Raw genomic sequence first — 21,107 nt, 5'->3', positions numbered from 1 at the left:
TAAACTGAATTGTTTTCAGCACAGGTATAATTGGTTTCTATGCGTAAACATGCATCATTTTTTTTTAATTAAAAATAGCTGGCATAAATAATTTGTTAACAGATTTAAGTTTGTGTTAATAACGAATAAATCATGGTATCGTTGAAACGACCGTTAAACAAATGATCCTCTTTAAAATAAGCTTCCTGAACAAATTTATTTTTAAGCAACAATTTAATTGAGGCGACATTACCGGGGCTAACACGAGCCTCTACCGAATGTAGCTTGAGTACATTAAAACCATAATCAAGAGCTGCCGTTACAGCTTCCTGCATGATACCCTGCCCCTGGTACACCGGGTTCAAAAGATAGCCAATTTCGGCACGGTGATTGTTTTTCTCTATCCGCCAGAAGCCTATACTACCTATATATTTATTACTGTTTTTCAGGCAGATACACCAGGTAATACCATCATTTTTGCTCAATAAGTCTTCTATCACATCTATCAACCCAACAGCATCACCGATAGTTTTATTTAACGGACGGCTAATGTACTGCATCACCGTTTCGTTTGATCGCATTTCAAACAGATCTGCCGCATCATCGTAAGTAAAACGCCTCAGCACAAGGCGCTCGGTTGTTAAAACCGGAAACGGGTTAAAGTTTGGGTTAAGCATAAATGAATACTATTGGTAAGGGCTAACGGCCACCGGCAAGTCTACTGTTAAATTTAACTATCAGGTTAAAAAGTTCGGTGTATTTATTGAGCGGTAGTGTGGGGCTGATGTCAAAAACATCATGATAAGCCTTTATACCGCCCAAAGTGTAAATAAAAAATGCAGGTACGCCTTGTTCGGTAAAAAAATAATGATCGCTGTTGGCAGCCTTGCCACGTGATGCCACTTTAACAAAGTAATTATTTTCCTTATTGATTTGCTGCATCACAGCAAACTCTTTTGGATAAACGCTGGCATTTACCACAGTTATGCCATCAACACCAGTTCCGTTAAGATCAAGGTTAATCAGGAAACGAATATTTGTAAGCGGAATAAGCGGGTTTTGCGTAAAATACTTTGAACCCAGCAAACCGGCCTCTTCTCCCGAAAAACAAATAAAAGCTATGCTATATGGCAAAGGATGCTTGGCATAATACCGGGCAAGCCCCATAAGTTCAGAAATACCGCTTGCATTATCATTAGCACCAGGGAAATAGGTTTTATCGCCCATGCCGCCTAAATGATCATAGTGCGCTGTGACCATGATAACGGAATCCGGTTTAGACGTCCCCTTTACAATACCGCAAATATTGGATGTTTTGAAATCTGTTATCAGCTTGTTTTCTATGGCAACATTAAGCGTTAGAGGAGTTTCCTTTATTGCTTTTTTATCAATTTGGATTATTGTATAGTCAAGAGTCCGCCCCTCAACCGACCATGTAAGCTTATCTTCCAGCGATAAAACAATCCTGTTTTGCTGATCGACAAAATGGGTACTGTCTTTTTTAATCAGTTGCCCTGCCCCCATCACACCACGGCTATCAGGCGAAACAATAAAATCTTTCCCAGGCCTCAGTTGTACGCCATTTATAGCAAGTTCCATTTTACCCGGGAAGATATTAACAGGATAGCTAAACTCTTGCAGGTAGTTTTTACCATCCATAGGCTTTACGCCGTAGCGCTTTAGTTGGGCAGATAAAAAATCTGCCGCTTTATGAACGCCATCCTTTGTATACCCCCTGCCCCAGAAATAGGGCGAGGTTAATGTATCAACCATTTTGCGGGCAAAAACGGTATCCTGGGCAAAAAGCGTGTTCGAAATAAAAAGAAATACAAGGGCAAGTTTAAATTTCATCAGCTTTCTAAATAAAGCTATCAGCCTCGCGGTAAGCTTTAATCAATGCAAGCTCTCCTTCTTTTCCCGCTCCGGCCGTGCCGTGCTCCATGCCCATTACACCTTTATAGCCTTTGTTATAGATGTGTTTAAAGATGTTTTTATAATTAACCTCGCCGGTTCCAGGCTCTTTACGACCAGGATTATCTCCTATCTGGTAATAGCCTATCTCATCATAAACCAGGTCAAGCGTTGGGATAATGTTTCCCTGGTTGCGCTGAACATGGTACATATCATACAAAATCTTGCATGATGGGCTTCCTACAGCTTTGCAAATGGCATAAGCCTGGTCGGGCGTGCGCAAAAACAGGTCGGGATTATCACTTAAGGGTTCAAGCACCATAATAATGCCGTGCGGCTCCAGTATAGCTGTCCCCTTTTTGATGGCTTCAATAACATTACCCGTCTGCACACCGATAGGTAGTTTACGCGCAAAATCACCGGGAACAACGGTAACCAACTTACTGCCTATACGCTTGGCTACTTCAACAGCTTCCTTGCATGAGGCAATAAACTTTTCAACCTGGTCGGCAGCGCCTGTTGCCAGCATGTTGCTGTCATTACCCAGGCCTGGCTGTACAAATACGCCCATGGCCATACCCAGCTTAGCCAGCGTATCGCCTATCTTTTTTTGCTGATCAGCCGGCCGGCCGCTCATACCGTTATCCTCAATAGCGCGGAAACCCTTATCGTAGGCAAATTTTATCTGTTCAATAAAATCATCACCGGCATGATTTTTAAACATACCATCATGAATACCGTAGTTAAGGTTAAAAGGTTTATCTCCGGCTATTATGCCTGCTTCGCCGTTAGGTTCGGTACACCCGGTAAGCGTAGCTGCTTTTAAAACACCTGTAGTAAATAACGAGGCCCCGGCTAATACCGAGCTTTGAACAAAATTTCTGCGTTTCATGAGGGTTATGTATTGGTTTGCGGCCTAAATATAGCACCTATGGTTTATTTTAAACGATGGAGGCAGCTGTTTTATAAGATTTTTTAACCAATTCATTACAACCGGTTAAAGCACCACAGTTAAAAATTCGCCTATTTTTATTATCTTTGTGTATAAACGGCAAATTTTTAAAGCTATTCCAGCTTACAGCGCCCAGCTATTTTGATGCTGATCTGTTTTATTCCCTGCTGATACCGTTGCTGCCCGGAACTTAACTTAAAGATCATTTTTTACGCTCACTGAAACAGGTATTTATTGTCTGGCCCGGCCTTTTTATTGCTACACGGAATAGCTATTATTTAACTTAATTAATCATAATTATGGCTAAATCGCAAGCAACATTCATGAAAAAACAACTGGAAAAAAATCGCCAGAAAAAAAAGGAAGATAAAGAACAACGCAAACAGGAACGCAAACAAAACGCCGGCGGAGGCGATCTTGAAAACATGCTGGCCTATGTAAATGAATTTGGTGAAATTGTGTCAACACCTCCCGAAAAGAAACAGGCATAGTGCTCTTTAAAAAAGTTACCTCATCAGAGTATTGTAACTATTTAGTGGCTGTCGCCTGAGTGATTGAACCTTTTATTATTTTAATTGTCATAACAAAAAATCACCCACAGTTATGAAATTTCAATTAGGCTTTGTTTCCTTTATCGCCCTAACCATTGCCTCTTGCTCAGGCAATCGTGCCACCAACGATACCGATACTACAATTAAAAAGGAAGACACGGCCATGGCCAATGCCCCCGATGCTCCGGCAGTAAATATGGAGTATTGTTTTTATGCCACTGAAGGTAGCGCCAACCAGGACACTACAAAAGTTAATCTGCACATAAACGGCAACAAAGTTACCGGCGATATGGATTGGCTGCCTAAAGAAAAAGATGCCCGGAAAGGTACATTAATGGGCAATTTAACCGGTAATGTTATCAAAGCGTTGTGGACCTACGGCCAGGAAGGCAGCACAGATACGCTGAGTGTTGAATTTCAGCTCAGGGGCACCAACCTTGCGCAAAAGCCTTATAAATACGATACTAAAACCGGCAAGCAGCAAACCAACAACGCCGCCGATTATTCGGTAATTTACAACATGAAAAATTGTCGTTAATTTAAACGCTATTTATAAATTAGCTCAAAAATAAAAGGGTCAATATGGAAAAGCGCGAAACCAGCATACTATACCTTGTATTGGGTTTATATACTTTAATGATAAGCTGGTACTACAACCACAGCGTAATTTTACTTATTATCCATTACGTGTTTTGGCCGGTTTATCTTATATACGAATTACTGATCGGTCATCTTGCCCATGGCATGTGGAAAACCATCCCGCTATCATACTTCAAATAAGGTATTTTAAGTATAAAGAAGAAAAGCACGCTGAAACTATTTTCAGCGTGCTTTTCTTCTTTATAGCGATAGGTTTAGATAGTTTTTTTATCTGCTGTTACCATAAAAACCACTGATAAACTGTGCGTTGATACCGAAAACCAGTAACGTTAAATTACGCGGTTTAATTGGGTAAATGTGCGTTTATGATAGCGTAACTCTCCTATTTCTTTTTTTGGGCGAGGTAAACAATTTTGGATTATGCTAACGGGAGCAGAATTAATCAAGCTGCCGAAAGTTGAATATTCAAACCCATTTTATCTACATCCACATGAAAAAAATCAATTACCTGTTAATCTCATTTATTGTACTTTTTGTATTTGTGCAAGCCTGTAAAAAAGGCGATGTTGGCCCGGCCGGAGCAAAAGGTGATACCGGTGCAACCGGCGCTGTAGGTCCTGCGGGAAGTGACGGCAGCGTTATCTATAGCGGTACTACCGCCCCTACTGCCACTATTGGTAAAGAAGGCGATTTCTACCTCAATACCTCAAACGGCTTGTTATACGGCCCTAAAACAACAGCAGGCTGGGGAACTAATTTCTCTTTAAAAGGCCCCACAGGTACGGCGGGCACCGACGGTAATACCGTATTAAGCGGCACAGGTGCTCCTGCAGCTACGTTGGGTAAAGCCGGTGATTATTACCTGGATAAAAACAATTATTCGTTATATGGCCCTAAGGTTGGCTCAACATGGGGAGCTGCATTTAGTTTGCGCGGGCCTGCCGGTACGGCCAATGTCATTTATTCGGATTGGGTATATGCCAAAAACTTTCGTGATAGTACCATCGATAACAGTTTGATGCACGTTGCGGATATCCCGGCCAACGATCTTACAACCGAAAATTTGTCGCACGCCCTTATACAAGTTTACTTTACCTACGGTGGTGGCGTATTTCCACTGCCTCACCTAACCTATGCAGGCAACAAGGCCAGCGTCATCAACTTTGCACCCCGGTTTAAGCATTTTAATATTACCCGCTATACACTTGATAATTCAAATTCGGTAAACCTTAGCACCGTATTACAATATCGTTATGTGATCATTCCGGGTGGTGTGGCGGCATCAGTAGCCAAAAATATCGATATCAATGATTATGAGTCGGTACGCAGATACCTGCGCATCAACAATTAATAATACTTTCAATAACCTTAACCCTCACTAAACCAACCGGGAGCGATTGTCGCTCCCGGTTTTTATATTTTAAATCTTTTCAACTACTACCGCTGTTCCGTAAGCCAGTACTTCGGTAATACCCTGCATTACTTCATTCGCATCGTAACGCATGTTAATAATGCCATTAGCACCAATAGCCTGAGCATGTTGGATTAGCAGTTGATAAGCTTCTTCACGTGCGTTTTCGCATAGCTCGACATAAATGGAAAGCCTGCCGCCAAATAGCGACTGAAAACCGCCTGCGATATTACCCAGGGCGCTCCGGCTCCTAACCGTAATGCCGCGTACAACGCCTAAATGCCTGGTAACTTTGTACCCTTCTAAAGATGTGCTTGTTGTAATAAGTGATGTATCCATTTTAGTTTAAGTTTGTGGGACAGGCGTTTAACCCGCCCGATTTTTATTTAGATGCAGTATCCTTAACGATATTACGAGGTTTTGTGTTTTTATTTTTTGAGATTGGTTACGGGCGTTTAATTCGGGGTCAGACAGCGACAAATCCATAAATCCTTTTAATCCAGGTTCAGACAAAACCATGAGCTATGCAATATCAACTATAAACTCAAAAAAACACTACCTTTGCCGAAAATTTAAAATCAATGCCTGATAAAGTTAAAGCTGTTTTTTTAGATCGTGATGGTGTGTTAAACCAGGAAATGGGCGATTATGTACGCCGTTTTGAGGATTTTCATGTACTTGATAACTTTGATGCCCTTAAGACCTTGCAAGACCGTGGTTATATGCTGCTTGTAGCAACCAACCAGGGTGGCTTAGCCAAAGGCTGGTACACAGAAGAAGAACTGGCAAAAATGCACAACCATCTGAAACAGGTTTACCAGGATCACGGCGTTGAAATTACCGACTTTTTTTACTGCCCACATCATCCCAACTTTACTGGTGACTGCGATTGCCGCAAACCAAAACCGGGATTGTTACTGCAAGGAATAGCCAAATACAATATTGATCCGTCGCAGTCATACTTTATAGGCGACCGTGAACGTGACGTTGAAGCAGGCACTGCCGCAGGCGTAAAAGGCATCCTGATTGACAGCGATCAGCCTATAAGCACCGTGCTTGATCAGATAGCATAAGCTAAATAATCTCTTAACAACGTCATTGCGAGGCACGAAGCAATCCCAAACTATCCAAGGCAAAATGCATATCGGGGATTGCTTCGTGCCTCGCAATGACGGTTTGGAAAGTGCATTTTGACCAAAAATAAAAGCCTCTTCCTTAAAACATTTTCTTCTCTCCTGCTTTTTACCAATATTTATATCATACTATGCAAAAAAGCCGTTACCTAAAAAATCTTGATGCTGTTATAGCCGCCCTTGTTGGCTGGTTTATTTTGAGCTTGTTTTTCAGGTATAGCGGAGTAGGTGTTTCGCCGGATAGTATCATGTACACCAGCGCGGCCAGGAGCTTTAAAAACCATGGTAACTTACTTACGTTTAACCATGTTCCCATTGTCGACTTCCCGGTTTTTTATCCGATTTTTCTTGGTATACTTTCATTTATCACGCAGATAGATCCGGTCAAGTTTGGCGCGATAATGAACGGTATCATGTTTGCAACACTGATATTCACCAGCGGGTGGATCATGGAGCACTTTGTACCTGCATCAAGAATTTATAAATGGTTAATGCTGGCGGCCATTATTCTGAGTCCGCCATTGTTGCAGGTTTATTCCTATTTATGGTCGGAAACGTTATTTATCCTCGAGATCCTGTTTTTCATCGTTGCCTTCCGCGAGTATCTGTTAAAACATACCCTTAAGGCACTTATAGTGGCTGCTGTTATAGCGGCCGTAAGCTGTATCACCCGGTATGCGGCTGTAACTATTGTGGGTACCGGCGGGCTTCTTTTATTGCTGGACAGGGTATTGCCTTTAAAAAAGAAAATCGTTCATATCATTGTTTACGGAATAATCTGTATCTCATTATTAGTAAGCAACCTCGTTTTCAACGCCTTTGTAACAGGGACAACAACAGGCCCGCGCGAACCATCTATTACGCCTTTCAGCAAAAACCTGTATTACTTCGGCACCGTAATGTGCGATTGGATGGGCCTAACGCCTAATCAATATTGGGCCGCCACACCTTTGGCTATCATTATTTTCCTGGGTTTTATCGCTGCACTCGCGTTCAATTATTTTCGCCGCAAGATTGATAGCTTCGAGAATTTGGCAATTACTTTCGCGTTGGTTTACGGGGCTTTTATCGTGTTATCATCTACCTTTTCAAGGTACGAGCGAATTAACCATCGCCTGTTATCGCCATTATATATCTCTGCATTATGGGGATATACCAGTTGGGCCCTGCTCCTGCTTAAAAAGATAAGCAATTCCACAACCCGGCGTATTGTTAGTGCTATAATGATTATACTGATGCTGGGCTTTATTACCAGCGAGTTTTTGATAGACAAGGCTCGTTATCAAGACCAGGTTGCAGATGAATATGGCAATCCCGGATTTACCGACGAAAGCTGGATCGACTCGGAGTTTGCCAGCTATTTGCGTGGTGGAGATCAAAGCCTGTTTAAGCCCGGAGTAAAAATTTATACCGATGCTCACGAAGCGGTTTACTTCTTCTCGGGCATGTCATCGTACCTGGTACCTCACCGTTTTTTCACAAAGGATATTGATAAGTTTTATAAGGCGAAACACTATTACCTTATCTGGCTCAATGTGCTTGAGAATCCTGAACTCATCAATTTAAAAGATATTCAGAAAGTTAAAAAGCTAAAACTGATCAAGGATTTTGGCGAAGAGGGCGGTATTTATGAGTATGAGGAGTAGTCAGAATCAGGATTTACAGAATTTTAAGATTTTCAGAGTCGTATATAATCAATGCTGCTAATTATTTAACTCTCCCACCGTTGTTGGTGTTGTCACCAACAACTATGCGCTGCGTATAAAGGCTTTGTTGATTCTTGATAAGATACGGGAATAAATTGTTGGTGACAACACCAACAACGGCGGGGATATAATTTCATCTCTCGAACACTTGTATTAACAATGGTAAGCCTTTCAACAAAATTAAATTCTAAAAGCGCACTTAATCCGGCAGAAAACTTCCCTAAAATTTCAAGTATCGCTGCACTTTTTCACATTAAATTTTGATTTAAAAAACATCTCTCTATATTTGCGCAACTAATCTATAGTTTTACTATACAAAAAATGAACGGTCTCGCACTACATCATCTTCATCTCCACCATCACCACTCTGTGGTGATAAGATAATGTATGTTTCTACGCGAAATAACAACCTCCGTTTATACTCTTTTTTATTATAGTTTCTTAAAACTTATTTTGTGAAAACACTTAAAATAGCTATCCAGAAATCTGGCAGGCTCAACGAAAAATCTGTTGAATTATTAAAAAATTGCGGCTTAAACTTCGAAAACTATAAAAGCTCGCTGATCTCTCCGGTATCTAATTTCCCTTTAGAAATTCTTTTCCTTCGCGATGATGATATTCCTGAATATGTTCAGGATGGCATTGCCGATTTAGGAATTGTTGGCGAAAACGTGATCCAGGAAACCGAAGTTGAAGTAAGCTACCTGCAACGCCTTGGCTTTGGAAAATGCTCGCTTAAAATAGCGGTACCAAATAACAGCGATATCAATTCACTGGCCGATTTACACGGCAAAGCAATTGCTACTACCTACCCTGCCATTTTAGGCAAATTTTTAAAAGAACAAAATATTACTTCAGATATCCGTACCATTTCCGGTTCGGTTGAAATTTCACCGGGCTTAGGTCTGAGTGATGCCATTTGCGACCTGGTTTCAACCGGTGGTACACTAAAAAGCAACGGATTGAAACCTTTTGCCGATGTAATGTCGTCAGAAGCTGTACTGATTGGAAGCAAATCCATTGCGGAAAGCGACCTGGTACAAGAGCTAATCCAACGTGTACAATCTGTTTTACGCGCTAAAGAGACTAAATACGTAGTGCTAAACGTTGAAAAGCAGAACCTTCCGGCTGTTATTGCTTTACTACCCGGCGTAAAAAGCCCATCAGTAGTACCATTGGCCGAAGAAGATTGGGTAGCCGTACACACCGTAATCCCGGAGCGTGATTTCTGGGACCGCATAAGTCAGCTTAAACAAGCCGGCGCACAAGGCATTGTGGTGATGCCTATTGAGAAGATCATTTTATAGTAGTTGGCAGTGGCAGTTAGCAGTTTGCGCTATGGTAAATTGCTAACTGTTGTAAACTGCAAACTGATAACTGCAAACTGGTATGAAGACATACAACTATTCAGAACTTTCATCCGCCGATATTCAGAAGTTGGTTCAACGCAATGTTGACCCGGCCAATGAGATCAGGACCATTGTTGAGGACGTGATCACCAATGTGCAGCAGCATGGCGACAGTGCCTTGTTTGACTACGCATTGAAATTTGACAAGGTGGAACTGAGCAAGCTTTATCTTGAAAAAGCAGAACTAGAAGAGATTGCCAAAGCGATATCCGCAGATCAGAAAGCTGCCCTGGAAACGGCTTACAGCAACATCTATAAATTTCACCAAACGCAGTTAAAAACCGAAGACAAGGTTGAAACTATGCCCGGCGTAACCTGCTGGCGCGAATTACGACCAATTGAAAAAGTTGGCTTGTACATCCCCGGCGGTTCGGCAGTATTGCCAAGTACTTTTTTGATGCTTGGTATCCCGGCAAGGATAGCAGGTTGTCATGAAATTGTGGTTTGTTCGCCTCCGCAAAAAAACGGCAAGGTAAATGCCTTTATCGCTTATGTAGCACTGATGCTGGGAATAGATAAGATCTACCTGGTTGGTGGTTCGCAAGCTGTAGCAGCTATGGCTTACGGAACTGCAAGTATCCCTAAAGTTGATAAGATCTTCGGTCCGGGTAACCAGTTTGTAACCAAAGCTAAAACCATTATCCAGTCAACTACCACAACGGCTATTGATATGCCCGCGGGGCCGTCAGAAGTTTTGGTTATCGCCGATGAAACCGCAATTCCTGCATATATCGCTGCCGATCTGCTGGCACAAGCAGAGCATGGCATTGATAGTCAGGCAGTCTTGGTTTGCACCTCTGCCGATATTGCCCAAAAAGCTATCGCGGAAGTAGAAAAGCAATTACCTGTATTGCCTCGCGCTGAGATAGCTAAATTGGCTATCGATAACTCTTATGTGGTGATTACCCGCAGTCTGAGCGAAGCCATGACTTTCAGCAATCAGTACGCGCCGGAGCACCTGATACTTGCTACCGGAAGCTGGGAGCAGATCACAGGAAGCATCATAAATGCAGGTTCGGTATTTTTAGGTAATCTAACACCAGAAAGCGCGGGCGATTATGCATCTGGAACCAACCATACCCTGCCAACCAGCAGTTATGCAAGGGCTTATTCAGGCGTATCCGTTGATTCGTTTGTGAAAAAGATCACCTTCCAGCACATTACCCGTGAGGGAATCAATAACATTGGCCACACAGTTGAAGTTTTGGCCGAACTGGAAAGCTTGCATGCGCATAGGAACGCGGTAAGTGTGAGGCTAAGCAATTAATAATAATATTAACACTACATGTCATTGCGAGGAGGAACGACGAAGCAATCGCATGCTATACAGGGCGACCATGCTTCCGTGCGGTTGCCACGCTATCGCTCGCAATGACATCATTTATATGAACAAACAATGTTCGACATTAATAATATACTCAGAGAAAATATAAAACGCCTTGTACCCTATTCATCTGCTCGTGATGAGTACCAGGGCGAAGCAAGCATCTTTCTGGATGCAAATGAAAACGCTTTCGGATCGCCTTTAGATCAGCAGTTTAACCGCTATCCGGATCCTTTACAGTACGACCTGAAAAAACGTATCACCGAAATAAAAGGGGTGCCACCACGCAATATTTTTGTTGGCAACGGTAGCGATGAGGCTATCGATATCCTGTTCCGCAGTTTTTGTAATCCGGGAGTTGATAATGTGATCCTGGTACCGCCTACTTACGGCATGTATGAGGTATCAGCAAACATCAATGATATTGAAGCCCGTAAAGTAAGCCTAACTGAAGATTATCAGCTTAATTTAGAAGGCATTGCCGAGGCTGTAGATAAAAACACCAAACTGATCTTTATTTGCTCGCCAAACAACCCTACCGGCAACTCTATTAACCGCGACGATATTCAAACCCTGTTGGCTAATTTCAACGGCATTGTCGTAGTTGATGAAGCTTACATCAACTTCAGCAGGCAAAAGTCATTTATCCAGGAACTTACCGAATATGCCAATCTTGTGGTAATGCAAACCTTATCAAAAGCATGGGGTTTGGCTGGTTTACGCGTAGGGATGGCCTTTGCCAGCGAAGAGATTATTGAGGTGATGAACAAGGTAAAGCCGCCTTACAATGTTAATGAATCATCGCAGCAACTGGCTTTGGCAGCTTTAGCCAATGTAGGTCAGGTAAACGAATGGATCAAAGAAACCCTTACACAACGCGACAGGTTAGTATTACAATTGAAAGATCTTGAATTTGTGCTGGATATATATCCGTCTGATGCCAACTTCATCCTTGTAAAAACAACCGATGCCAACTGCATTTATGATTACCTGGTAAAACAAGGCATCATCGTGCGCAACCGCTCAAAAGTTGAGCTTTGCGAGGGTTGCCTCCGCATAACCGTTGGCACTCCTGATGAAAACACTGTTTTGTTAGATACCTTACAAAATTTCAAATAAGGTAAAATCAATAATTATATTTTGATGAGTAATTTACAGAAAATATTGTTCGTTGACCGCGACGGCACCCTGATCAAAGAACCGGCTGATGAGCAAATTGATTCATTTGCCAAGCTGGAATTTTATCCAGGCGCATTAACCTATCTGCCTAAAATAGCTAAAGAGCTTGATTTTGAACTTGTAATGGTTACCAACCAGGACGGATTAGGCACTTCGGTTTACCCCGAGGATACCTTTTGGCCTGTTCATAACTTTGTATTGCAGGCATTTGAGGGCGAAGGCGTAAAATTTGCCAACCAGATCATCGACCGTACTTTTGCCCGTGACAATGCCCCCACCCGCAAGCCGGGCACCGCGCTGCTTACGCAATATCTTGATGCGGACAAATACGATCTAAAAAACTCATTCACCATCGGCGATCGTAAAAACGACGTATTACTGGCTAAAAACCTGGGCGCGAAAGCAATCTGGCTTAACAATAACAGCAACCTTGGAGGAAGCGAATTTTCTGAGGCCGATCATATCGATGATGTTATCGCTCTTGAAACTACCGACTGGCAGAAGGTATACGAGTTTTTAAAACTCGGCCAGCGGGTATTTGAGCATCGTCGTGCTACTAAGGAAACCGATATCCACATCAAAATAAACCTTGATGGTAAAGGGGATGCCAAAATATCAACCGGCCTGCACTTTTTTGACCACATGCTTGATCAAATTGCCCGTCACGGCAGTATCGATCTGGAAATTACCGCAAAAGGCGATCTCCATATCGACGAGCACCACACCATTGAAGATACCGGTATTGCTTTAGGCGAAGTATTCGCTACGGCCTTGGGTAACAAAATGGGCATCGAACGTTATGGTTTCTGCCTGCCAATGGATGATTGCCTGGCCCAGGCAGCTATCGACTTCGGTGGCCGCAACTGGATAGTTTGGGATGCCGATTTTAAACGCGAAAAAGTGGGTGATGTGCCAACCGAAATGTTTTACCACTTCTTCAAATCGTTTAGCGATGCCTCAAAAAGCAACCTGAATATCAAAGCCGAAGGACAAAACGAACATCACAAAATTGAAGCTATATTTAAAGCCTTTGCCAAGGCAATAAAAATGGCCGTAAAACGTGATGTAGATAAGATGGTTTTACCAAGCACTAAAGGACTGCTGTAAGAGCCCCCCAAGCCCCCTAAAGGGGGAGCAACTAATTAACATGAAAACACCAGATCAAAATAATAAAAAAAGCCTCGCAGAGGCACCCCCTTCAGGGAGCGGGGGGGGCATCGGCATTATCCTATACGGAGCCGGAAACATATTTTCCCTTACTGCTGCTTTAGAGCGCTTAGGTATCCCTTATGGCTTTATCAACAGCGAAGAGGATTTTGATAAATACGACCGCTATATTATTCCGGGGGTTGGGCATGCCGGTGCGGCCATGAATAAGCTTAAGGCTACCGGACTGGTACCAGCCATTAAGGCGTTAAAGAAACCAACCCTGGGTATTTGCGTAGGGATGCAGCTGCTTACCTCTTATTCAGAAGAGGGCGATTCTAACTTATTGGATATCATTCCGGTTAAAACTTTAAGGTTTGCAGATAGTGCAGAACACAAAGTACCGCACACCGGTTGGAACAGGGTTTACCCCGAAAAGGAAAATCCATTATTTGAAAATATACCGTCAGGTTCACACTTTTACTTTGTACATTCATACTTTATTGAGTATGATAAAGCATACACTTTACTGGCCGCTGACTATGGAAATCAATTTTCGGCATCAATTTGGCTTGATAATTTTTATGGCGTACAATTCCACCCGGAAAAGTCGGGTGAGTTTGGCGAAACATTGTTAACTAATTTCTCAAAAATATAAAGGATATGTACATTATTCCTGCCATTGACATTTTGAACAAGAAAGTAGTCCGTCTTCGTGAAGGCGACTATGCACAGGTAACCGAATACGATGTTACCCTTGAAGAAATGATTGAGCGCTACCAGAGCAACGGCACCAATTTCATCCACATCATTGACCTTAACGGTGCTAAAAACGATTTCAGCAATCAGCAATATCTGTTTGATGTGATCCGTAAAACAGACATGAAGGTGCAATATGGCGGCGGTATCCGCAGTATCGAAAAAGTAAAAGAACTGATAGACGCCGGCGTTCACCGTGTAATTGTTGGTACGCAGGCGCTTACCAATCCTAATTTCCTGCCCGATTTAAGTAAAGAAATTTGCGGCAAAGACAAATGCTCCGACCAGGTAGTTGTTGCTATCGACGTACTTGACGAAGTTATTAAATATTCAGGCTGGATGGAAAGCTCCCCCATCAAGCTAATGGACTACGTTGATAAATGCCTGAACTTAGGTTTCTTCCGTTTCCTTTGCACCGACATTAACAAAGACGGTAAACTTGGCGGCGCCGGCATCGAATTGTACGAAAAACTGCTCGATCATTCACCTTTCATCAAACTTATCGCATCTGGTGGCGTAAGCTCTATGGGCGATATCGAAAAGCTAAACCGCTTAAAAGTTGAGTCGGTAGTAGTGGGCAAAGCGATATACGAGGGCCACATCACCATTGAAGATGTGAAACACTGGAACCTGGACGCGCTGATTTCGATATAGCCCCCCAGCCCCCTCATTAAAAACCTGTACACCTCATGTCATTGCGAGCGATAGCGTGGCAATCGCACACCATACAGGTCGGACTTGTATAGTTCGCGATTGCTTCGTTCCTCGCAATGACATATTTTAATAAGCATGCTTGCAAAAAGAATTATCCCCTGTCTTGACGTTAAGGACGGGCGGACTGTAAAAGGCGTCAACTTTGTTGATCTCCGCGATGCCGGCGACCCGGTGGAACTGGCCTGGAACTACTCGAACCAGGGAGCCGACGAGTTGGTATTTCTGGATATTACAGCTACCGTTGAACGCCGCAAAACTATGGTTGAGCTGGTAAAAGCCGTAGCCCGGCAAATTAATATTCCGTTTACTATAGGCGGTGGCATCAATGAAATTGCCGATGCAGACGCCTTGCTGATTGCGGGAGCAGATAAGATCTCCATCAATTCGGCGGCTGTACGTAACCCCAAACTGATAGATGAACTGGCTGCCGCTTTTGGTGTTCAGTTTGTAGTAATAGCCGTTGACACCCGCAGCATAGGCGATAAAAATGTAGTTCACTTAAATGGCGGCAGGTTGCCTACAGAACGTCAAACGCTGGAGTGGATCCTGGAAGCCGAAAGCCGTGGCGCCGGTGAAATTCTGCTTACCTCTATGGACCATGACGGCACTAAAGGCGGTTTTGATAATGGCTTGCTAAAAATAGTAAATGATGCTGTTCATATACCGGTGATTGCTTCAGGCGGAGCAGGTAAAGTTGAACACTTTGTTGATGTTTTTGAAAAAACTAACGTCGACGCGGCATTAGCAGCCTCAGTATTTCACTATGGTGAGATATTGATACCTGATTTGAAGCGAACCCTGCAGGGTAATAAAATAGAAGTACGGATCTGATAAACTGATAACTTTGCAGCTGCTGTCTGAAGTCTCTGACTTCAGACGACTATGTTTGTAGTCTTCAGACTACAGTAAAGCACCTGTTAAAGCGAAAAACTGTATGTAGTTACAAACTACATACATAGCTAATTCGAAGTCAGAGACTTCGAACAGCATGTGAAACTTCAGACTATAGCAAAGCGGCAAAATTAATTTGAATTAGGACAAAATGAACATAGACTTTGAAAAAACCGGCGGACTTGTCCCCGTAATTATACAGGACGAGCAAACCCTTGAGGTATTGATGCTGGGTTATATGAACCAGGAAGCTTACGATAAAACTGTACAGGAAAATATCGTCACTTTCTATTCACGTTCAAAAAACCGCCTGTGGACCAAAGGCGAAACCAGCAATAATTTCCTGCATGTAAAAAGCATCAGCATTGATTGCGATAACGATACCTTGTTGATCAAAGTTAAAGCGGATGGCCCTACCTGCCACACAGGCTCACGCAGTTGTTTCAACACCGAGTTTAATCAAAACTTTATCCTGGAGCTGGAAAATATCATTGCCGACAGGTATGAGAATCCTGTAGAAGGATCATATGTGAACAAACTCCGTAATAAAGGTCTTAATAAAATAGCCCAAAAAGTTGGCGAAGAAGGCGTAGAAACTGTTATAGCAGCCCTGGCTGAAACAGAAACCGACCTGATCAATGAATCATCAGATCTTGTTTTCCATTTATTGGTGCTACTACGCGAAAAAGGTTTGACCTTAGAAACTATCGCTAAAAATTTAGAATCGAGACATAAGTAATTTTGTTCATGGTTGATAGATCATAGTTCATGGCTTAATTATCTAACTAATTAGCTATATCAATACTATGAACTATTAACCATAACCTATGAACCAAGAATGATCACCGTACAAAAAACTGCCGAGCTTACCGGACATACCAACCCTATATTCACGCTTGAGCTTTCGCAAAAGCCTGGAATATTGTTTACGGGTGGCAACGATAAGGGATTGGTTGAATGGAGTCTGAAAGATTTCTCTTTCATTAAGGTGATGTTTCCTGTTAACGCGTCTATTTATGCCATTCATTGCCCGGAGGGCTATCCATTAATGTTTGCCGGTTTGCGCAGTGGCGAGGTCTTGGTATTCGATTTTATCCAGCAAAAATTACTTAAGCCCTTAAGACATCATCGCAAATCCATTTTCGACATCAAATCGGCTGTTAAAAAGGATGAACTGTTAATAGCCTCAGAAGATGGCACGGTATCCGTATGGAGCCTTAAAACGCTTGAGATGGTGCATAGCATCACCGTGTCTAAAGACACTGTACGGTGTATTGCTGTTTCTCCGGACCAAAAACAGGTAGCATTTGGCTGTCGCGATAACCATATTGGTGTTTATGATCTGGAAGATTATACAATAATAAAAGCACTCCACGGACATACTATGGCTGTTTTTTCGATAGCCTACAGTCCTGATGGAACTTACATCGCTTCAGGTGCACGTGACGCCCAGGTTAAGATTTGGGATAGCAACACCTATCATGAAATAAAGAATATCCCCGCCCATCTTTTTGCCGTAAACCATATCCTATTCCACCCTACCCTGCCTTATTTTGCTACTGCCAGTATGGACAAAAGCATCAAGATTTGGGGATCAGATGATTTTAAACTTTATAAAAACATCAGCAGGGAAAAAGGCTATCCAAGCCATGTACTTTCCATCAATAAATTATCCTGGGCCGCTCCCGATCAATTGCTTTCTGTAAGTGACGACAAAGCCATCATCAACTGGGAAATTAAATTTGAATAAAACCCTTCGCAACGCGGCTTTTAGCAAGCTGTTAAATGAGACATTTTTATTTCTGCTGTAAATATCATTACCGCCTAGCCTCCCTATTTCTCTATCAAACCACAACTTAAATTTATTAAGGTTTTTGCTATTAAAATCCATGTTCAAACGCTCAATAATAGTATTAAATAACATATTTTACAGATTAAAAACGCAATTTTAAATACTTAAAACAGCCGCTTCGTTCATTCCTATTTTGTTTATTCATTTTATTCATTCGCTAAAATCAATAACATTTATAGCGCATTAATCGTAACTATACGTTGATACTCCCCTATTCATAAAAGCTATTACCAGCCAGCCATATAGCCTATAGGAATATAAAAAATAGTATCAAAATGTATACTTATGAAAAATAAAATCATCCTGATTCTATTTTTATTTCTTAGCTCGGCTGTGTCAGCGCAAAATACCTGGAACCCTCCACTTATTGGAGGATCAACAAGCTGGACAAATAACAGCAATTGGAGCGCGGGCCACTTTCCTCTGGCAAGCGAGGATGTTGTAATTAATCTCGCTTTACTAAATGCCTCTCAACCGGTAATCGCCAATGGTACCGCGGCTGTATGTAAGTCACTTACATTTAATGCGGTTAATGGCTTATCGCTTACAGTTAATGGCACCTTAACTGTTTCCGGAACAGGAGCCGGTACAATCACCCAAAACCCTCCAACGGTATCTTTGCTTGGTCTTGGCGGCACAGTTGTTAATACAATTACCGGTACCGGTACCGTAACATGCTCGTCACTACAAGTTGGCAATACCAACTTTTTAAGTGTAGGGGCGCTTACAAGCAACCAGGTATCTTTAATATCCACCGTTAACAGTTTACAAATATCGGGCGATGTGAATATCTATGGGACAACCAATGCTGTTTTAGGCGTGGGCGTTTTACAAAATAACAACTCTGCCTTTTATGTACGTGGTGGCACAACAACAGTTGGCGGACAATTATATACCAATACCTCCGTTTCGCCAACGGGTATCTCCTTAACACTTGGAACGGCAGCAACTGCCAATATCTATGTCGATGTACCTTCGGGCTCCTCGCTTAACCCGGTACTTAAATTAACTAATGCAACTCCTATTAAATCGGGAAGCAACGCAGCATCAATAGACTTTTATAGCAACGGAGGTGGATCAGGAACCTGTACGGTTGAATATGCCGGCAGCGGGCAAACCGTATATACCGAAAGTACCAGCCAACTTGATATTAGCCCTACTGCCTATCAAAATATAAACTTTTCGGCAACTGGTACCAAAACCATAAACTCCGGCGACCTAACCATTTACGGCGACTGGAACTCAGCATCCACGTCGGGTAAGGTTGACGCGATAACCAATAACCCTAATGTTTATTTTAAAGGTGTCACCGAGTCGCTTACCGATGCCGGATCTGACGGAGGCAATGGTGTGGTGTTCAAAAATGTATTTGTTCAGAATAGCGGCACTAAAACCATGTCGGGGGCCGGTAAGTTTTCCGTATCATCATTAGGCATATTAACCATGGCAGGTACTGCAACTCTTGCCACCGGGGGAATATTGACTTTAATCTCCGACGCATCGGGTTCGGCAACTGTAGCAAGCATTCCGTCGGGCACAGCCATTACCGGCAACGTAAATGCACAACGCTACATAAATGGCGGCTCAGGTCACCGTGGATACCGGTTGCTTGCATCGCCAATAAATAACGGATCGGGAGCGTTTACGCTGGCTTACCTTAAAGCCAACGCTTATGTAACAGGTACAACTTTGGCTGCAGGTGGTTTTGATCCTTCACCTAATGCTAACAATCCAACCATATATTTTTTCAGGGAAAACACAGCCCGCTCAATTTCGAGTTTTACAAGTGGTAATTACCGGGGACTAAATAATATAAACTCTTCACCATATTCATTTGATAGCGAATCAGGGACTTTTACGTTATACTCGGGCAATGGCTTTTTATTCTTTTTCAGGGGAGACAGGTCAACAACCATAGCACAGGCCACGGTGGTATCGCATATCCCTGAAAACACCACATTTACCGCTACAGGCTCTTTAAACCAGGGAAATATTACGGTTAAACACTGGTATACAGGCACTACATCGTTACTATATACCAATACTACCGGAAGCAGGGTACAAGGCTATAACCTGGTTGGTAACCCATATGCAAGTACCATCAATTTTGAAAAACTGAATCGTAAAGGGGTATCTGGTGGCAACGCCGATCCTTCTTCATCAATCTATATTTCCGGACAAAAAGCGCAGGTCTATACTACTGTAACAGCTAATATCCCCCCGGTTTTGTCGATGTGGGTCTATAATCCTATCAACAAACAATATGAAAGTTATCAGCAAAATGCCAACCAAATAACAGCAGTTGCTGATACCACAACCACAATTAATCCAGGGATCCAAAGCATAAGCGGCGGAGCGGCCAGTAACATGATTGCCAGTGGACAGGGCTTTTTTATCAGAGCTACGGCAACAGGGCAAACTATGGCTTTCAGTGAATCGGCCAAAACAAATACGCAACCGCCTTTATCAGGTACTCTTAACAAAATATTAAGCATACCTGACGGGAAAACCCCATTGGCCCTGATGAGCACTAAACAAAGCAGTTTTGCTGCCTCGGAACCAGCCCCCTCAAACCAACCTATATTGCCGCTGATCAGATTACAGCTTATCAAAGACTCTTTAAACATGGACGGGATAGCTATTGTCCTTGTCAAGGATATTTCTCCCGCCTTTGATAAAAACAAAGATACCGAAGATCTGGGGGGCAGCGGCGCTCTCGAAAGCTTATCGGCATTATCAAGCGACAGCGTGCAGGTTGCTATCCATCGTCGTCCTCTGCCGGGTAAAACTCAGGAAACAATCCGACTGCTTGCCGATGCCACCGCGTCCGGCCCTTATAAACTTAAATTAACCGATTTAAAAGATCTTCCCGACCTGTATGACGTTTGGTTAAAGGATAGTTTTTTAAAAGATTCGGTGAATATCAAAACACAGGCGGAATATAACTTCAACATAGACAAAAGCAACACTGCTACCTTCGGCACCGACAGGTTACAGCTTATTGTACGCCAAAATCAGGCACTCATGGTACACCTACTTAGCTTTGACGCTAAGAGAATAAATGAAAGCGCCCAGGTTACCTGGTTTGCCGAAAACGAAGCCAATTACACCACCTACGTTGTTGAAAGAAGTACTGACAACGGTAAAACCTTTGATCAGGTAGGCACGCTGAATTCAACCGGGGCAAAAAGCTATTCGCTTAATGATAAAACGCCGGCCCAGGGCCTTAATCAGTACCGCTTAAAACAAATTGATTTAAACGGCGATGCAACTTACTCAAAAATTGCCCCGGTAATGTTTACCAATAAACCGCAGAATACGCTGAGCGCCAACATGAACCTTTACCCCAATCCGGCTACTGATGTTATTCATGCCGAAATGCAATTTAACAATGGCAGTGCCATCAAGTATAAAATAAACATCACCAACAGCGAAGGGAAGCTAATGGCTACCGCTACATCATCGCAAGCCAACTGGCAAAATAATGTAGCAAGCTATGTACCCGGAACTTATATTATGCAGGTTGTTAACAGCAATGACAATACTGTTGTCGGGTTTAAAAAATTCATTAAGAAATAAATCCGGAGATC

At 42.6% G+C, this 21,107-nt stretch carries 20 protein-coding genes; 16 read left to right on the top strand and 4 right to left on the bottom strand.

The window, feature by feature from the left end:
* Nucleotides 1-104 precede the first annotated feature (104 nt).
* From EAH55_RS12060 to EAH55_RS12050, 3 genes are read right to left on the bottom strand one after another with little or no spacing between them, the layout of a single operon-like run.
* Nucleotides 105-656 (bottom strand): GNAT family N-acetyltransferase, encoded by a 552-nt coding sequence (locus EAH55_RS12060; RefSeq protein WP_121809815.1) that lies wholly within the window; start codon nt 654-656, stop codon nt 105-107.
* Between the two features lie 22 nt (nt 657-678).
* Nucleotides 679-1,830, bottom strand: a complete 1,152-nt coding sequence (locus EAH55_RS12055) for a M28 family metallopeptidase (protein ID WP_121809814.1) — start codon at nt 1,828-1,830, stop codon at nt 679-681.
* Between the two features lie 7 nt (nt 1,831-1,837).
* Nucleotides 1,838-2,782, bottom strand: a complete 945-nt coding sequence (locus tag EAH55_RS12050; RefSeq protein WP_121809813.1) for a hydroxypyruvate isomerase family protein — start codon at nt 2,780-2,782, stop codon at nt 1,838-1,840.
* 359 nt (nt 2,783-3,141) lie between these two features.
* Between EAH55_RS12050 and EAH55_RS12045 the strand changes: the two genes are divergently transcribed.
* The 4 genes from EAH55_RS12045 (at nt 3,142) to EAH55_RS12030 (ending at nt 5,344) form a co-directional block, all read left to right on the top strand.
* The gene (locus EAH55_RS12045) at nt 3,142-3,333 is read left to right on the top strand and encodes a hypothetical protein (protein WP_114937212.1); all 192 of its coding nucleotides are present in this window, start codon (nt 3,142-3,144) and stop codon (nt 3,331-3,333) included.
* A gap of 112 nt (nt 3,334-3,445) precedes the next feature.
* Complete coding sequence (locus EAH55_RS12040) at nt 3,446-3,931, top strand: hypothetical protein (protein ID WP_121809812.1); 486 nt, start codon at nt 3,446-3,448, stop codon at nt 3,929-3,931.
* A gap of 44 nt (nt 3,932-3,975) precedes the next feature.
* The gene (locus tag EAH55_RS12035; RefSeq protein ID WP_112574311.1) at nt 3,976-4,173 is read left to right on the top strand and encodes a hypothetical protein; all 198 of its coding nucleotides are present in this window, start codon (nt 3,976-3,978) and stop codon (nt 4,171-4,173) included.
* A 310-nt stretch (nt 4,174-4,483) separates the two neighbouring features.
* On the top strand, nt 4,484-5,344 hold the full coding sequence (locus EAH55_RS12030) for a collagen-like protein (protein WP_121809811.1): 861 nt from the start codon (nt 4,484-4,486) through the stop codon (nt 5,342-5,344).
* A 69-nt stretch (nt 5,345-5,413) separates the two neighbouring features.
* On the opposite strand, the gene EAH55_RS12025 is transcribed toward EAH55_RS12030, so the two are convergent.
* Nucleotides 5,414-5,743 (bottom strand): YbjQ family protein, encoded by a 330-nt coding sequence (locus EAH55_RS12025; RefSeq protein WP_112573541.1) that lies wholly within the window; start codon nt 5,741-5,743, stop codon nt 5,414-5,416.
* Between the two features lie 242 nt (nt 5,744-5,985).
* Here EAH55_RS12025 and EAH55_RS12020 point away from each other — a divergent pair, with 242 nt between their 5' ends.
* The 12 genes from EAH55_RS12020 (at nt 5,986) to EAH55_RS11965 (ending at nt 21,096) form a co-directional block, all read left to right on the top strand.
* Nucleotides 5,986-6,477, top strand: coding sequence for a D-glycero-alpha-D-manno-heptose-1,7-bisphosphate 7-phosphatase (locus EAH55_RS12020; RefSeq protein ID WP_121809810.1), 492 nt, complete (start codon nt 5,986-5,988; stop codon nt 6,475-6,477).
* Nucleotides 6,478-6,668: 191 nt separating this feature from the next.
* Nucleotides 6,669-8,183, top strand: coding sequence for a hypothetical protein (locus EAH55_RS12015; protein WP_121809809.1), 1,515 nt, complete (start codon nt 6,669-6,671; stop codon nt 8,181-8,183).
* A 515-nt stretch (nt 8,184-8,698) separates the two neighbouring features.
* The gene (gene hisG / locus EAH55_RS12010) at nt 8,699-9,550 is read left to right on the top strand and encodes an ATP phosphoribosyltransferase (protein ID WP_112573545.1); all 852 of its coding nucleotides are present in this window, start codon (nt 8,699-8,701) and stop codon (nt 9,548-9,550) included.
* Between the two features lie 82 nt (nt 9,551-9,632).
* Nucleotides 9,633-10,919, top strand: coding sequence for a histidinol dehydrogenase (hisD, locus tag EAH55_RS12005; protein ID WP_121809808.1), 1,287 nt, complete (start codon nt 9,633-9,635; stop codon nt 10,917-10,919).
* Nucleotides 10,920-11,048: 129 nt separating this feature from the next.
* Nucleotides 11,049-12,095 (top strand): histidinol-phosphate transaminase, encoded by a 1,047-nt coding sequence (hisC, locus tag EAH55_RS12000; protein WP_121809807.1) that lies wholly within the window; start codon nt 11,049-11,051, stop codon nt 12,093-12,095.
* A 24-nt stretch (nt 12,096-12,119) separates the two neighbouring features.
* Nucleotides 12,120-13,262 carry a bifunctional histidinol-phosphatase/imidazoleglycerol-phosphate dehydratase HisB gene (hisB, locus tag EAH55_RS11995; RefSeq protein WP_121809806.1) on the top strand — a complete coding sequence of 381 codons (1,143 nt, stop codon included), beginning with the start codon at nt 12,120-12,122 and terminating at the stop codon, nt 13,260-13,262.
* A 40-nt stretch (nt 13,263-13,302) separates the two neighbouring features.
* Nucleotides 13,303-13,959, top strand: coding sequence for an imidazole glycerol phosphate synthase subunit HisH (gene hisH / locus EAH55_RS11990; protein ID WP_121809805.1), 657 nt, complete (start codon nt 13,303-13,305; stop codon nt 13,957-13,959).
* Between the two features lie 5 nt (nt 13,960-13,964).
* Nucleotides 13,965-14,714 carry a 1-(5-phosphoribosyl)-5-[(5-phosphoribosylamino)methylideneamino]imidazole-4-carboxamide isomerase gene (locus EAH55_RS11985; RefSeq protein ID WP_121809804.1) on the top strand — a complete coding sequence of 250 codons (750 nt, stop codon included), beginning with the start codon at nt 13,965-13,967 and terminating at the stop codon, nt 14,712-14,714.
* 135 nt (nt 14,715-14,849) lie between these two features.
* Entirely contained in the window at nt 14,850-15,605 is a 756-nt protein-coding gene (gene hisF / locus EAH55_RS11980) for an imidazole glycerol phosphate synthase subunit HisF (protein WP_121809803.1), read from the top strand.
* 211 nt (nt 15,606-15,816) lie between these two features.
* Nucleotides 15,817-16,404 (top strand): bifunctional phosphoribosyl-AMP cyclohydrolase/phosphoribosyl-ATP diphosphatase HisIE, encoded by a 588-nt coding sequence (gene hisIE / locus EAH55_RS11975; RefSeq protein WP_112573557.1) that lies wholly within the window; start codon nt 15,817-15,819, stop codon nt 16,402-16,404.
* Between the two features lie 99 nt (nt 16,405-16,503).
* Nucleotides 16,504-17,415 carry a WD40 repeat domain-containing protein gene (locus EAH55_RS11970; protein ID WP_121809802.1) on the top strand — a complete coding sequence of 304 codons (912 nt, stop codon included), beginning with the start codon at nt 16,504-16,506 and terminating at the stop codon, nt 17,413-17,415.
* 387 nt (nt 17,416-17,802) lie between these two features.
* On the top strand, nt 17,803-21,096 hold the full coding sequence (locus tag EAH55_RS11965; protein ID WP_121809801.1) for a T9SS type A sorting domain-containing protein: 3,294 nt from the start codon (nt 17,803-17,805) through the stop codon (nt 21,094-21,096).
* The last annotated feature ends 11 nt before the right edge of the window (nt 21,097-21,107 follow it).

The sequence above is a fragment of the Mucilaginibacter kameinonensis genome, assembly GCF_003675385.1.
GTDB lineage: Bacteria > Bacteroidota > Bacteroidia > Sphingobacteriales > Sphingobacteriaceae > Mucilaginibacter > Mucilaginibacter kameinonensis.
This window is presented reverse-complemented; position numbering and strand designations above follow the sequence as displayed.

Bases quoted from the DNA above. Each gene is read 5' to 3' on its own strand.
- EAH55_RS12045 (WP_114937212.1), top strand. From the start codon at position 3,142: ATGGCTAAATCGCAAGCAACATTCATGAAAAAACAACTGGAAAAAAAT.
- hisIE (WP_112573557.1), top strand. From the start codon at position 15,817: ATGAACATAGACTTTGAAAAAACCGGCGGACTTGTCCCCGTAATTATA.
- EAH55_RS12060 (WP_121809815.1), bottom strand. From the start codon at position 656: ATGCTTAACCCAAACTTTAACCCGTTTCCGGTTTTAACAACCGAGCGC.
- EAH55_RS12020 (WP_121809810.1), top strand. From the start codon at position 5,986: ATGCCTGATAAAGTTAAAGCTGTTTTTTTAGATCGTGATGGTGTGTTA.
- EAH55_RS12035 (WP_112574311.1), top strand. From the start codon at position 3,976: ATGGAAAAGCGCGAAACCAGCATACTATACCTTGTATTGGGTTTATAT.
- hisH (WP_121809805.1), top strand. From the start codon at position 13,303: ATGAAAACACCAGATCAAAATAATAAAAAAAGCCTCGCAGAGGCACCC.
- EAH55_RS12025 (WP_112573541.1), bottom strand. From the start codon at position 5,743: ATGGATACATCACTTATTACAACAAGCACATCTTTAGAAGGGTACAAA.
- hisD (WP_121809808.1), top strand. From the start codon at position 9,633: ATGAAGACATACAACTATTCAGAACTTTCATCCGCCGATATTCAGAAG.
- EAH55_RS11970 (WP_121809802.1), top strand. From the start codon at position 16,504: ATGATCACCGTACAAAAAACTGCCGAGCTTACCGGACATACCAACCCT.
- hisB (WP_121809806.1), top strand. From the start codon at position 12,120: ATGAGTAATTTACAGAAAATATTGTTCGTTGACCGCGACGGCACCCTG.
- hisC (WP_121809807.1), top strand. From the start codon at position 11,049: ATGTTCGACATTAATAATATACTCAGAGAAAATATAAAACGCCTTGTA.
- EAH55_RS12015 (WP_121809809.1), top strand. From the start codon at position 6,669: ATGCAAAAAAGCCGTTACCTAAAAAATCTTGATGCTGTTATAGCCGCC.
- EAH55_RS11985 (WP_121809804.1), top strand. From the start codon at position 13,965: ATGTACATTATTCCTGCCATTGACATTTTGAACAAGAAAGTAGTCCGT.
- EAH55_RS11965 (WP_121809801.1), top strand. From the start codon at position 17,803: ATGAAAAATAAAATCATCCTGATTCTATTTTTATTTCTTAGCTCGGCT.
- hisF (WP_121809803.1), top strand. From the start codon at position 14,850: ATGCTTGCAAAAAGAATTATCCCCTGTCTTGACGTTAAGGACGGGCGG.
- EAH55_RS12040 (WP_121809812.1), top strand. From the start codon at position 3,446: ATGAAATTTCAATTAGGCTTTGTTTCCTTTATCGCCCTAACCATTGCC.
- EAH55_RS12050 (WP_121809813.1), bottom strand. From the start codon at position 2,782: ATGAAACGCAGAAATTTTGTTCAAAGCTCGGTATTAGCCGGGGCCTCG.
- EAH55_RS12030 (WP_121809811.1), top strand. From the start codon at position 4,484: ATGAAAAAAATCAATTACCTGTTAATCTCATTTATTGTACTTTTTGTA.
- EAH55_RS12055 (WP_121809814.1), bottom strand. From the start codon at position 1,830: ATGAAATTTAAACTTGCCCTTGTATTTCTTTTTATTTCGAACACGCTT.